This window comes from Rhizobium sp. ZPR4 (genome assembly GCF_040215725.1).
Classification (GTDB): Bacteria; Pseudomonadota; Alphaproteobacteria; order Rhizobiales; family Rhizobiaceae; genus Rhizobium; species Rhizobium rhizogenes_D.
Genome location: NZ_CP157967.1, coordinates 480280 through 492307 on the forward strand (window position 1 = coordinate 480280; position 12028 = coordinate 492307).

General features: G+C 60.1%; 13 protein-coding genes. 5 read left to right on the plus strand and 8 right to left on the minus strand.

Annotation, left to right across the window (positions count from 1 at the left end):
• Positions 1–130: 130 nt before the first annotated feature.
• A complete protein-coding gene (locus ABOK31_RS02295; protein WP_349957627.1) occupies positions 131–1168 on the plus strand; it encodes a sensor domain-containing diguanylate cyclase in 1038 nt (345 codons plus the stop codon).
• Between the two features lie 56 nt (positions 1169–1224).
• Here the strand turns inward: ABOK31_RS02295 and dxs are convergent, their stop codons facing one another.
• The 4 genes from dxs to ABOK31_RS02315 form a co-directional block, all read right to left on the minus strand.
• On the minus strand, positions 1225–3141 hold the full coding sequence (gene dxs, locus ABOK31_RS02300; protein WP_349957628.1) for a 1-deoxy-D-xylulose-5-phosphate synthase: 1917 nt from the start codon (positions 3139–3141) through the stop codon (positions 1225–1227).
• A 125-nt stretch (positions 3142–3266) separates the two neighbouring features.
• Positions 3267–4190, minus strand: coding sequence for a pirin family protein (locus ABOK31_RS02305; protein WP_174179088.1), 924 nt, complete (start codon positions 4188–4190; stop codon positions 3267–3269).
• Positions 4191–4261: 71 nt separating this feature from the next.
• A complete protein-coding gene (locus ABOK31_RS02310) occupies positions 4262–4513 on the minus strand; it encodes an exodeoxyribonuclease VII small subunit (protein WP_174179086.1) in 252 nt (83 codons plus the stop codon).
• A gap of 2 nt (positions 4514–4515) precedes the next feature.
• The gene (locus tag ABOK31_RS02315) at positions 4516–5457 is read right to left on the minus strand and encodes a histone deacetylase family protein (protein WP_349957630.1); all 942 of its coding nucleotides are present in this window, start codon (positions 5455–5457) and stop codon (positions 4516–4518) included.
• A gap of 168 nt (positions 5458–5625) precedes the next feature.
• Between ABOK31_RS02315 and ABOK31_RS02320 the strand changes: the two genes are divergently transcribed.
• A complete protein-coding gene (locus ABOK31_RS02320; protein ID WP_174179082.1) occupies positions 5626–6027 on the plus strand; it encodes a thioesterase family protein in 402 nt (133 codons plus the stop codon).
• Between the two features lie 8 nt (positions 6028–6035).
• On the opposite strand, the gene ABOK31_RS02325 is transcribed toward ABOK31_RS02320, so the two are convergent.
• The 3 genes from ABOK31_RS02325 to ABOK31_RS02335 are packed head-to-tail and all read right to left on the minus strand — an operon-like array spanning position 6036 to position 7901.
• Positions 6036–6593 (minus strand): biotin transporter BioY, encoded by a 558-nt coding sequence (locus tag ABOK31_RS02325; protein ID WP_349957631.1) that lies wholly within the window; start codon positions 6591–6593, stop codon positions 6036–6038.
• Positions 6594–6621: 28 nt separating this feature from the next.
• Positions 6622–7224, minus strand: coding sequence for an energy-coupling factor transporter transmembrane protein EcfT (locus ABOK31_RS02330; protein ID WP_349957632.1), 603 nt, complete (start codon positions 7222–7224; stop codon positions 6622–6624).
• On the minus strand, positions 7224–7901 hold the full coding sequence (locus ABOK31_RS02335) for an ABC transporter ATP-binding protein (RefSeq protein ID WP_349957633.1): 678 nt from the start codon (positions 7899–7901) through the stop codon (positions 7224–7226). The genes ABOK31_RS02330 and ABOK31_RS02335 overlap by 1 nt, the downstream gene beginning before the upstream one ends.
• Before the next feature lie 107 nt (positions 7902–8008).
• Here ABOK31_RS02335 and ABOK31_RS02340 point away from each other — a divergent pair, with 107 nt between their 5' ends.
• The 3 genes from ABOK31_RS02340 (at position 8009) to ABOK31_RS02350 (ending at position 11129) form a co-directional block, all read left to right on the plus strand.
• A complete protein-coding gene (locus tag ABOK31_RS02340) occupies positions 8009–9199 on the plus strand; it encodes a winged helix-turn-helix domain-containing protein (RefSeq protein WP_349957634.1) in 1191 nt (396 codons plus the stop codon).
• Between the two features lie 84 nt (positions 9200–9283).
• Entirely contained in the window at positions 9284–10342 is a 1059-nt protein-coding gene (locus ABOK31_RS02345; RefSeq protein ID WP_349957635.1) for a dipeptidase, read from the plus strand.
• Between the two features lie 241 nt (positions 10343–10583).
• Positions 10584–11129: a GNAT family protein gene (locus tag ABOK31_RS02350; RefSeq protein WP_349957636.1), complete on the plus strand. Its 546-nt coding sequence runs from the start codon at positions 10584–10586 to the stop codon at positions 11127–11129.
• Positions 11130–11247: 118 nt separating this feature from the next.
• Here the strand turns inward: ABOK31_RS02350 and ABOK31_RS02355 are convergent, their stop codons facing one another.
• Positions 11248–12000: a site-2 protease family protein gene (locus ABOK31_RS02355; RefSeq protein ID WP_349957638.1), complete on the minus strand. Its 753-nt coding sequence runs from the start codon at positions 11998–12000 to the stop codon at positions 11248–11250.
• Positions 12001–12028: the final 28 nt, after the last annotated feature.

A 12028-nucleotide genomic window follows, 5' to 3' on the forward strand; every position in this document is an offset into this window, starting at 1 on the left:
GGTCCCTGCCTGTTTTCGGCCGACCATTCTTTGGTCAAGATTTGTTAAATATTTGATCGGCGGCAGGGTTGCCCTGAGCGGCGAACCGCCATTTCTATAAACCGCATGGTGATCGCCGAGGGAGATTCGAATGGGACAGCTCGTCCGAGTTCCGGCCAATGAAACACAGAGACTTTTGGCCGTACGCTCTCTGAATGCGATTCACAGCAGTCCGACGCCGGAGCTCGCGACCCTTGCGGAGCTGGCTAGAGGCGTGTTCGAGACGCCCTATGCGGCAATCAACATTATCGATGAGGACTGGCAGCGCATAGCAGGGCAGGCGGGGCTGAAGATCGCCGAATGCTCGCGCGATATGTCGATCTGCACGCGGGTCGTTTTCGATGACGAACTGCTGGTCCTTCCGGATCTTATGGAGGAACCGGAACTGAAGGCTGCTCCCTTCGTGCTCGACGATCCCCATTTTCGTTTTTACGCCGGTGCGCCGGTGCGATTGGAGAACGGTTTGCCCGTGGGCGCCTTCTGCATTCTCGATCAGAGGCCAAGGCGATTTTCCTCGAGTGAAGAGCAGAGCCTCATGCGGTTCGCCCAGATCGCAAGTGCGCTCCTGCGGCTGCAGAAAACCAATTTGCTGATGGGAATAGCCGAGAATGGCCTGCGCGCGGCTGCCATGACCGATCCGCTGACCCGTTTCTTCAATCGGTCGGCGCTCGAAGCCATCGTCGATGGCGCGTTGAGCACGGCGATCGCAACCGGCAGCAATTTCGGCGTGCTCTATCTCGACATGGACGGTTTCAAATCGATCAATGATCGCTTCGGTCACAATGTCGGCGACGAAGTTCTGTGTGAGGCGTCGGCACGCATTCGCTCGGTCGTCCGAGCAGACGATATCGTCGTGCGCATGGGGGGCGACGAGTTCGCGATATTCATCCCGGATTCGCCCGACAAGAATGCGCTCGTGTCCCTGTCCGAACGGCTGCTTGCCGCCTTCAGGGCGCCTTTTGCGGTGGATGGCGTGTCGATTTTCGCAAGACTCAGCATCGGCGCCGCTCTCGCGCCGCATGATGGTGCGACGCGCGTCTTGCTGTTGAGGAATGTCGACTCTGCGCTCTATCAGGCAAAGGCAGCAGGCCGCGATCGCGTAGTGGTCTTCAATGCGCTCGATGCCTGATGGTATTAGGCAGCCCCAAGACTGCCTGATTTTGAAGACCGCCTGATTTTTACGCGTTATCCAGCTGCTTCGACGATGCGGCCGCGGCCAAGTGCACGGAATACCGTCTGCACGATGCCAGCGCGATCAAGGCCAGCCATGGCGTTCATGGCCTCAGGCTTGGCCTGTTCCATCCAGATATCGGGCATGACCAGCGAGCGGACCTTCAGGCCGCTGTCGAGCAGGCCCTCGTTGGCAAGGAACTGCATGACCTGACTGCCGAAGCCGCCGACCGAGCCTTCTTCGATGGTGATCAGTATCTCGTGGTGGGCGGCAAGCTGGCGGATAAGGTCGTGGTCGAGCGGCTTGGCAAAGCGTGCGTCCGCAACCGTCGTCGAAAGCCCGGCAGCGTCGAGATCCTCGGCGGCGGACAGGCTATCCGCCAGCCGCGTTCCGAAGGACAGTAGCGCGACCTTCGAGCCCTGTTTGACGACGCGACCCTTGCCGATTTCGAGGATCTGGCCACGTTCCGGCATTTCGATGCCGACGCCTTCCCCACGCGGATAGCGGAAGGAGATCGGACCGAGATCATAGGCGGCGGCAGTGCGCACCATATGCTTGAGTTCCGCCTCGTCGGCCGCGGCCATGACGACGAAACCGGGCAGTGTTGCCAGGAAAGCGGTGTCGAAGGACCCTGCATGCGTCGGGCCATCGGCGCCGACGAAGCCGGCACGATCGATTGGGAAGCGGACGGGAAGGCCCTGGATCGCCACATCGTGCACCACCTGGTCGTAAGCGCGCTGCAGGAAGGTGGAGTAGAGGGCAGCAAACGGCTTATAGCCTTCGGCGGCGAGGCCAGCGGCGAAGGTCACGGCATGCTGCTCGGCGATGCCGACGTCGAAACAGCGCTTGGGGAAGAATTCCTTTAGCTTGTCGAGGCCGGTGCCGTTCGGCATGGCGGCGGTGATGCCGACGATCTTGTCGTCGAGCGTCGCTTCCTGCACCAAAGCGTCCGCAAAGACGCTTGTGTAGCTCGGCGCATTCGGCTTCACCTTGGTCTGCGCGCCGGTAATAACGTCGAACTTGTTGACGCCATGATATTTGTCGGCAGCCGCTTCGGCGGGCGCATAGCCCTTGCCCTTCTGCGTCACCACATGAATCAGCACCGGCCCTTGCGCATTGTCACGGACATTGCGCAGCACGGGCAGCAGATGCTCGAAGGAATGGCCGTCGATCGGGCCGATATGATAGAAGCCCATCTCCTCGAACATGGTGCCGCCGGTCACATAGCCCCGTGCGTGCTCGACTGCCCGTGTGATGGCGCGGTCGACCTTCTTGCCGAGATAGGCGGTCAGTTTCTTGCCGAAATCCCTAAAGCCCATATAGGTGCGGCCGGAAGCAAGGCGTGCGAGATAGGCGCTCATCGCCCCGGTCGGCGGGGCGATCGACATGTCGTTGTCGTTGAGGATGACGATCAGCCGCGCATCGAGCGCGCCGGCATTGTTCAGGGCTTCATAGGCCATGCCGGCCGACATGGCGCCGTCGCCGATGACGGCGATGACGCGGCGGTCGGTATTGTCAAGCTCGGCGGCAACCGCCATGCCGAGACCGGCGGAAATGGATGTGGAGGAATGCGCGGCGCCGAAGGGATCATATTCGCTTTCGGCCCGCCGCGTGAAGCCGGAAAGACCGCCTTCCTGGCGCAGCGTGCGGATGCGGTCGCGACGTCCGGTCAGGATCTTGTGCGGATAACACTGATGCCCGACGTCGAAGATCAGGCGGTCGCTCGGCGTATTGAAGACGCTGTGTATGGCGATGGTCAATTCGACGACGCCGAGGCCGGCGCCGAGATGTCCACCGGTACGCGACACCGCATCGATCATCTCGTCGCGGACTTCGCGGGCGAGCTGTGGCAATTCCCGGTCTTCCAGCTTTCGCAGGTCGGAAGGATATTGGACCCGGTCGAGCAGGGGCGTCTGTGGCATTTGTGTCAAGGCTGATGCCTCTTTCTTGCTATTCTTGGGCGGTTGTCCGCCTTTACGTCAAAACAGATTGCGACAAAAGACGCCGAATTCAAGGTGTTCCCGAACAAGAAACATGTGGGAGTGTTATGAACCCGTTAGCCCTCCGGCAGGGGAATGAACTCTTCCTCGTCGCCCGGCACGATATCGAAGCGGCCTGTGCGCCATTCTTCCTTGGCCTTTTCGATACGCTCCTTTGAGGACGAGACGAAATTCCACCAGATATAGCGCTTCGAATTGAGCGCCGCACCGCCAAAAAGCATGAGATGACAGCCTTTTTCGCCGGCTTCCAGCGTTATCGCGTCGCCGGGGCGGAAAACGAGAAGCTGATCCTGTTCGAAACGGTCGCCGGCAACGATGAGCGAGCCGGAGAGAATGTAGACCGCACGCTCCTCATGCGCTGCCCCAAAAGGAAACGTCTTATGCGGTTGTAGCTGCAGATCGACATAAAGCGTGTCGGTGAAGGACTTCACCGGGGATTTCAGGCCCTCGAAATCGCCGATCACCACGCGCCCGGTCACGCCGCCATCGGCGATGGCGGGTAGCTCGTCCTTCTCCGTATGGGCGAAGGACGGATCGATCTCCTCCTTGTCGTCGGGAAGTGCCAGCCACGTCTGCAGGCCGGACATGGAGAATGGATGGTCTCGCAGGTTCTCCGGCGTACGCTCGGAATGCACGATGCCGCGCCCCGCCGTCATCAGGTTGATGTCGCCGGGACGGATCACCTTGGCCGTGCCGAGGCTGTCCATGTGGCGGATTTCACCGTCGAACAGATAGGTGACGGTGGAAAGCCCGATATGCGGATGCGGGCGGACATCGAGCGCCTGGCCCGGCCGCAAGATTGCGGGACCCATGCGGTCGAAGAAGATGAACGGCCCCACCAGCCGCCGCCGGCTGCTCGGAAGCGCACGCCGCACGGAAAAGCCGCCAAGATCGCTGGTGCGCGGGATGATAAGGTTCTCGATCGCGTCACAGGCGAAGGCGTCGCCGGCCTGGGGATCGTTTCCTGGGAAGAAGGACATATCGGCTCTCCTTTCGGTTGGGACTCAACCTACCGGGAATATCGAGCAAACTCAAATCTTCCCATCCGATCTCAGGCGCCGTCCAGCGCTTCCGTGCCCTGCGGCTTACCGGCCCGGTCGAGCCGGATCTTCTCGATGCGGTTTTCCGCAGCCGACAGCAGCGCCTCGCAATGTTTCTTCAGCGCTTCGCCGCGCTCGTAGATGGCGATGGATTCGTCCAGCGCCACATCGCCGCGTTCTAGACGGGCAACGATGCTTTCAAGCTCCGCCACGGCCTTCTCGAAGGAATAGCTCGAAACATCTGTCTTGGCGTTCTCGCTCATCGTCAACCTCTCATCATGCGTAGAATATGCATCCCCGCCGACTCGGCGAGGCCTTCCAGATCATAGCCACCTTCGAGCAGGCTGACGACCCGGTTCTTGGCGCTTCGGTCGGCGACCTCGAGCAGTCGCCCCGTCGCCCAGTCGAAATCCTCTCCGGTCAGGTTCAGCTGCGCCAGCGGATCGCGGTGATGGGCGTCGAAACCGGCCGAGATGATGATGAGATCCGGACGGAAGTCATTGAGCGCCGGCAGCACGCGTGACTTGAAGGCCTCGCGAAAATGGTCGCCTCCGGTATTGGGCGAGAGCGGCGCATTGACGATGGTGTTGTGCGTACCGCTTTCATCCTTCTTGCCGGTGCCCGGGTAAAGCGGCATCTGGTGGGTGGAGCAGAAGAGCACGGAGGGATCGTCCCAGAAGATGTCCTGCGTGCCGTTGCCGTGATGCACGTCCCAGTCGACAATAGCGACACGCTCGGCGCCATGGGCCTTTTGCGCATGGCGGGCGGCAATCGCGGCATTGTTGAAGAAACAGAAGCCCATGGCCTTGGTCTTCTCGGCATGGTGGCCGGGCGGACGGGCCGCGACGAAGACATTGTCGGCTGCACCTGAAAAGACATCGTCGACCGCCGCCATCGCGCCGCCGACGCCATGCATGATCGCCTGCAGCGTCTTCGGGCTGGCATAGGTATCGGCTTCGAGCTGGTTGATTTCGCCGTCGTCGCCTCTGTCCGGCATCGAGCGCAGCACGAAATCCAGATGCGCTTCGGGATGCGCAAGAAGAATCGCATCTTCGTGGGCGGCTGGAGCCTTTCGCCGGTCCAGCCGTTCGAAATTCGGATGCTCCAGCGCAATGTTCAGCGAGCGCAGCCGGTCGGGCCGCTCCGGATGGCCGGGCGGAACGATGTGTTCAAGAAAGATCGGGTGTTCGTAAAGACGTGTGCTCATGGGACCAATCTATAAATGAGGCGTGACGCCTATTACAGGACATGGACCATGTCACTACAATGTCAACAATCCATCTTAACCACTTTGGGATGGCGTCCGTTTACTTATCGAGGCGCAGTGTTAAGCTTTCATTAAGGTCAGTATGGCGCCGGCCAGGGTTGTTGCGTGATGGCGAGAGTGGAACGATCCGATGTCATTGAGGTAAGGGTGCCGCCGCGCGATGTCGATCGGCACGGCCAGATGTTTATCGCCTCTTACATCTCGCAGGCGGAGACCGCACTCTCGAACTTTTGGCGCACGCGGCCGCTGGTCGATGACGAGCCCATCTATATCGCCAGGAAGGCGTCCTGCTCGCTGCACCGGGCCTTGCACTATGACGACCTTGCCCGCTACTCGATCAGCGTCAACAAGATCGGCGGCAAGTCGATCGGCTTTGTCGTCGCGGTCGAAACCGGCAATGAACTGGCGGCGGAGGTGGAAATCCTCTGGCTCGCGGTGCGCGGCGACGAGCATGATCCCGTGCCGCTGCCGGAAGACACGCGCGACTGGCTCTACAAATATCTGGCTTGAGCCGAGCTTTAGCTCCGCTGCGGCAGAAGCGGGTAGCCGGCCATGACGGCGCGGCCGACGAGAGCTGCGACAAATGCCTTAATGAGGTCTCCCGGCACGAAGCCCATGGAGCCGACGAATGCCTTGTTGAAGCCGACATTGATTGTCAGCCAGGCAATACCGAAAGCATAGAGCACCACGACACCGCCAGCGACGGCGGCGATGAAGAAGCCGACACCCTGCATGAGGCTGCTTTGCTCAGGTTTCACCAATCTCTCCGAGAGATAGCCGGTGACGAAGGCTGCGAAAATCCAGCCGACGAAGAAGCCGGCCGTCGGGCCAGCAAACACCGCAAGGCCGCCACGGCCACCGGACAGCACAGGCAGACCGATCGTCACAAGCACCACCACCAACAGCACCGCGACCGTACCGCGCTTGGCGCCAAGCACGACGCCGGCAAGCATGACGCCCAGCGATTGGGCGGTGATCGGCACGGCAATGATGCCGATCGGGATCGGCGGCAAGAGGCCGAGCGCCACGATGATGGCGGCAAAAAGAGCCGAAAGCACGAGATCGCGGGTATTCATGGCGGTTCCTTCCGAAAAAGCTCTTTGTTCATTGCCGCCGAATGCCGCGCGCGTCAATCGCAGCCGCAATATTGTCCGCATCGCGCAGTGTCAGGATGATGAGCGGCGCGAGCGTGGTTGTCAGACGAACCTTGATCCCGCGCGCTTGATGCGCATCGCGGATCGCGCGGTAACGATCGAGGATCTCGGGGACGAAACGGATCACCAGCCCAATCGCCAGCCCGATATCGGCGGCCTTGAGCAGGCCGAGCTTTTCGAGCGGCATGGTAAGAACAGTGATTTCGTCGATGAAAGCGGCCATCGAGGTCGTCGCCGTCACCGTGGCGGCAAACAGCGCCAGCGCCGTCAGCCTGAGTGCCGTGACGATTGCCGCGTGAAGCGGGCCGACGAGGGCGGCGAAAACAGCGAGCACGGCAATCGAGATCAGGATAGGACGCAGCCGCCTCAGCGCCTCTCCGACCGGCAGGCCGCTGCGAAGATATAGGGCGGCACCGACAAGGTTTGCGCAGGCAAGCAGCGTGATGGACTGCGTCAGAAACAGCAACACGCCGAATGCGGTCAGCACCAAAAGCTTTATGCGCGGCGAGAGCCGGTGCAGCCAGGTATCGACGTCGACATGCAGCGTCTGCATCAGCCTGCCATCTCCCTATAGCGCGCGATCGCTTCCGCTGCCGGAGCGTCGGCGACAAGCCGGCCCTGATCGAACAGCAGCACCCGCTCGAAATCCTCGAGCAGCGGCAGGTCATGGCTGATGACGATGACGCTTTCCGGTAGCCCCATGATGGTCTTCTGCACAAGCGCCCGGTTCTTGAGGTCGAGCTGGTTCGTCGGCTCGTCCAGAATGAGAATGTCAGGCCCGGTCACGAGCACCGAGCAGAGCGCCGCCATCTGCAATTCCCCGCCGGAAAGCTCATGCGCGCGTCGGCCTCCAAGATGGCTGACGCCGAATCGCTCGAGAATGCCCTCTACCGCAACCTCGATCTCAGCCTTATCATATCCGCGCGCCTTCAGCCCGAAAGCGATGTCATCGCGCACGATGGGTAAAATGATCTGGTTCTGCGGCGACTGGAAGATATAACCGACCTTTCCGAGTACCTTGCCGGCATCGCCGACCGTATCGAGCCCGTCGACGACGACACGTCCGGTCGTCGGCTTGACGAGCCCGTTGATCAGCCGCGCGAAGGTCGTCTTGCCGGAGCCGTTGAGACCGATCACGCCGATGCGGCGCTCTTTAAGAGCAAGATCCAGCGGAAACAGCGCGGTGCGCTTGCCGTAATCGACGCCGGCATTGTCGAAGCGGATATCCAAGCGGTTTCCCTATGCAATAATGTGATCGCGGACCTATAGCGCATCGTCCGGATTTATCAAATCAGGGCCTCTTTGAAAGCATGGGAATTTATGCCTATGATCTACCCATGACGAATCTGCTTTCGAATCGTGACGCCCGCCGTGTGTTCCTTGCCAAGCAGGGGCTCGCCAATCCGCCGAACCGCGCCTTGACCAAGGCGGGCCTGCTGCAGCTCATCCACGACATCGGTTTCGTGCAGGTGGACAGTATCGCGACGGTCGAGCGCGCCCATCACCAGATCCTGTTTTCGCGCAACCAGACCTATCGGCGCGAGCATTTGACGGAACTTCTGGAAAAAGACGGCGCGCTGTTCGAGAACTGGACGCATGACGCCTCCATCCTGCCGAGCGCCTTCTTCGTCTACTGGAAGCATCGCTTCCGCCGCGAGGACGAGGCGATCATCGCACGCTGGCGCAAATGGCGCGGGGAGGGGTTCGAGGCGGCATTCGAGGAAACTTACGAGCGCGTGCTGAAGAATGGCGCCATCACCGCCCGCGAGGTCAAGGCGGAGGATCATGTCTCCGGCGGCTGGTGGAACTGGCACCCGAACAAGACGGCGCTCGAATATTTCTGGCGCACCGGCAAGTTCGCCATTGCCGGCCGTACCAATTTCCAGAAGGTCTATGACCTTGTCGAACGCGTCCTGCCGAGCCATTTCCATGAGCCGGAAGTCGAGCACGACGAATTCGTCGACTGGGCCTGCCGCAGCGCGCTGCAGCGTCTCGGCTTTGCGACGTCGGGCGAGATCGCGGCCTTCTGGGATCTGGTGACGCCGCAGGAGGCCAAGAGCTGGGTCGAAACGCATCGCGACGAACTGACCGAAGTGTTGATCGAGCCCGCCGGCGGCGGCAAGCCTCGCCCTTCCTTCGCATTCCAAGATTTCCATGACACGCTCGACAGTCATGCCGAAGCGCCGGCGCGCATCCGTGTCCTCAGCCCCTTCGATCCGACCTTGCGGGATCGCAACCGCACCGAACGCCTGTTCGGCTTCTTCTACCGCATCGAGATCTTCGTGCCCGAACCGAAGCGCGAATACGGTTATTACGTCTTCCCGTTGTTGGAGGGAGACCGTCTGATCGGCCGGATCGACATGAAGGCCGACCGCAAGGCTGGCACTCTCGACATCAAGCGCCTGTGGCTGGAACCGGGCGTCAGGGCATCTGCCGGCCGGCTGGAGAAATTGGAAGCGGAGCTGGAGCGCGTCGCCCGTTTCACCGGCGTCGAGAAGGTGGTGTTTCTCGAAGGGTGGCGGGGATGACCAACATTCGTTTTTCGGGAAATCGGCAGCGAATGGCGTTGTGGCGTAAGCAAAATTGCCTCTGATTTTGGGGACTGCGATCGCATGGATACTGTTCGGATTTTCGATGGGCATAATGATGCGGTCCAGTTCATGCTGGACTATAAATCCGACGGCCGCGATTTTCTGGCTCGATCGGAGGCCGGACATCTCGATCTTCCACGAGCGCTTGAAGGCGGCTTGGCTGGCGGATTGTTTGCAATGTTTGCCGCACCGGAGCACGAACCGGTTGACGATCTGACGATCACCCATGACGGGTATGAGGTTCGCTATGCCGACGCGGTGCATCCGGACCATGCAAGGTTGCAGATCGATGGACAGCTTTCAGCCATAAAGAAGCTGATTGAGCGCTCCGGCGATAAAATACATCTCGCAACGAGCGTCAGCGAGATCGAGACGACGCGATATGATGGCGCCTTTGCAATCGTGCTCCACATGGAAGGCGCCGACGCCATCGGCCCCGATCTGGGCTATCTGGATAGCCTTTACAATGCCGGCCTTCGATCTCTGGGGATCGTGTGGAGCCGCCCGAACATCTTTGGCTATGGCGTTCCGTTCGCTTATCCGAGATCGCCCGATACAGGACCCGGGCTGACGGATTTGGGAAAGAATCTGGTCAGAAGATGCAATGAACTCGGAATCATGATCGACGTTTCCCATCTGAACGAGCGCGGATTTTGGGATGTCGCGGCGTTGAGCACAGCCCCGCTTGTGGCCACACACGCCTGCGCCCATGCCATATGTACATCGACCCGAAACCTCACCGATCGGCAATTGGACGCTATCCGCGACACCGGCGGGGTCGTCGGTCTAAATCTGGCCGTCAATGACATTCGCGCCGATGCTCACCTCGAGGAAGATACTCCGCTCGAGGCCGTCGTTCGTCAGATTGACTATCTCGTTACTCGCCTTGGAGCGGATAGGGTTGCTCTTGGATCGGATTTTGATGGTGCCGTCATGCCGCGTGAAATCAAGGATGTAAGCGGCTTGCCGCGTCTCCTGGACGCCATGCGCAAAAGCGGGTTCGATGAACCGGCCCTGCGAAAGTTCGCCTATGACAACTGGCTTCGCGTATTCGGCTTCACATGGCCGGATCGATCGTGAGCTTTGTCACCTCCCCCTCAAGGGGGGAGGTCGCCGCACAGGGGCGGGTGGGGTGATCCTGAGTGCGGGGAACATCCCCACCCCCGAGCTTTCCTGGCCGTGATAGTGCCGTTCGAGGCTTGTAAGCTATAGAAAACCACTTCTAGTAGCTTGAGCGTAGCGTTTCAAACCTCTGCCTTTGGTGAAGAACATGACTCCTGGGGTCGAATAGGCAGAAGAGCGCTTGAAAAAGGAGGGTTCATTGTCGTCGCCAATTCTCGAGGGTCGCAACGTCAGGCTCCGCCCGCCATGTTCCGACGACGCCGATACGCGCTTCGCTCTGGGCACGAATGCCGAGATCGCAGAAATGTATGGGGTCGACAAAGAGGACATCAAGCCCATCACCCGGGAGGGAGCGGTCAGTTGGGTGCAGCGGTTCGCCGATCGCCCGCATGCCTGGGTCATCGAAATCAACGGTGTCTTTGCCGGTGAAATCAGATTGGACAACGTCAATCCGCAGGACAAGCGCGCGACGATGGCGATCGGTATCAGCAATCCGGCCTTGCTTGGCAAAGGCTTTGGCACTGAGGCCATTATTCTCCTGCTGCGTCACGCTTTCGGCGAGATGGGACTGCACCGCATCGGAATACGCGTGCTTGCCTACAACAAGCGCGCCATCCGTGCCTATGAGAAATGCGGCTTTGTGGTCGAGGGCAGGGAGCGGGAAACCGCTTACGTCAACGGCCGCTGGTACGACGACATAATGATGGGTCTGTTGGATTACGAGTTTTCGCCACCTCCTCTTTGAGGAGGAGGTGGAGCGGAACGCGCGGGTGGGGATGACCTATGAGTGCGGGGAGGCATCACCCCATCCTGGAGCGTTGCTCCGCCCCCTCAAGAGGAGGGTGAGGACGGCCAGCTTTCGCTCATGTCGTTGGTTGACGTTGCCGCGCCATCTGGAGAGCCTGTAAATTCGGCTTGAGATAGGGTGGCGACCAGATCACGAAGCCCGTTAAAAGTCCGGCGATGAATATAATCTTGGCAATCACCGCGAAAATCGTTCCGAGCAGGCCTGTCCAAAAAAGGGCTTGATGAGGGCCGTGGCGAGATTCAATCACGTCATAGAATAGGTGTCCGCCATCGAGCGGAAACGCCGGCAACAGATTTACGACACACCAGATGAGATTCAGCACGCCGAGCCACTGAAGAGCCCGGCAAAACGGCGGTACCGCCATGGGCGGCGGCACAGTCCAGGGACTTTCGGGGGTTGGGACGAAGGGTACTGCCGTGTCTGGCATGGCAACATAATATGCCGACAGAAGCGCAAGCGCGATCAGGAGGTTTGCGGCTGGCCCCGCGATCGTAATCAAACGCGCTTCAGTTCGTGTAATATCGCCGCTTTCCAAAATTGCCTCGCCGCCACCGGCATGCAGGCGTATCAGTGTCGGTTTGCAGCCGAGATAACGGGCCGTCCCGGCATGTCCAAGTTCGTGAGCCAATACAGATAGGATAATTCCGGGAATGATGATTCCGGCAGTGGCAAGTCCCCCTGCATGAAGCTTGATCCATAGGGGGAAGGTGAGCAGACAAGCAATGATCACAATCCCCATATGCATCCAGATCGGTGGTAAACCGCCGATCCGCAATTCTATCCCATCGTTGCGATAGGTGAGCTTCAATGGCTATAAACCTCGCATCCAGCTTTCT

Coding starts and splice junctions, on each gene's coding strand:
- ABOK31_RS02295 (WP_349957627.1), top strand. CDS start 131: ATGGGACAGCTCGTCCGAGTTCCGGCCAATGAAACACAGAGACTTTTG.
- ABOK31_RS02315 (WP_349957630.1), bottom strand. CDS start 5,457: ATGAGCACACGTCTTTACGAACACCCGATCTTTCTTGAACACATCGTT.
- ABOK31_RS02345 (WP_349957635.1), top strand. CDS start 9,284: ATGGATACTGTTCGGATTTTCGATGGGCATAATGATGCGGTCCAGTTC.
- ABOK31_RS02305 (WP_174179088.1), bottom strand. CDS start 4,190: ATGTCCTTCTTCCCAGGAAACGATCCCCAGGCCGGCGACGCCTTCGCC.
- ABOK31_RS02320 (WP_174179082.1), top strand. CDS start 5,626: ATGGCGAGAGTGGAACGATCCGATGTCATTGAGGTAAGGGTGCCGCCG.
- ABOK31_RS02325 (WP_349957631.1), bottom strand. CDS start 6,593: ATGAATACCCGCGATCTCGTGCTTTCGGCTCTTTTTGCCGCCATCATC.
- ABOK31_RS02310 (WP_174179086.1), bottom strand. CDS start 4,513: ATGAGCGAGAACGCCAAGACAGATGTTTCGAGCTATTCCTTCGAGAAG.
- ABOK31_RS02340 (WP_349957634.1), top strand. CDS start 8,009: ATGACGAATCTGCTTTCGAATCGTGACGCCCGCCGTGTGTTCCTTGCC.
- ABOK31_RS02330 (WP_349957632.1), bottom strand. CDS start 7,224: ATGCAGACGCTGCATGTCGACGTCGATACCTGGCTGCACCGGCTCTCG.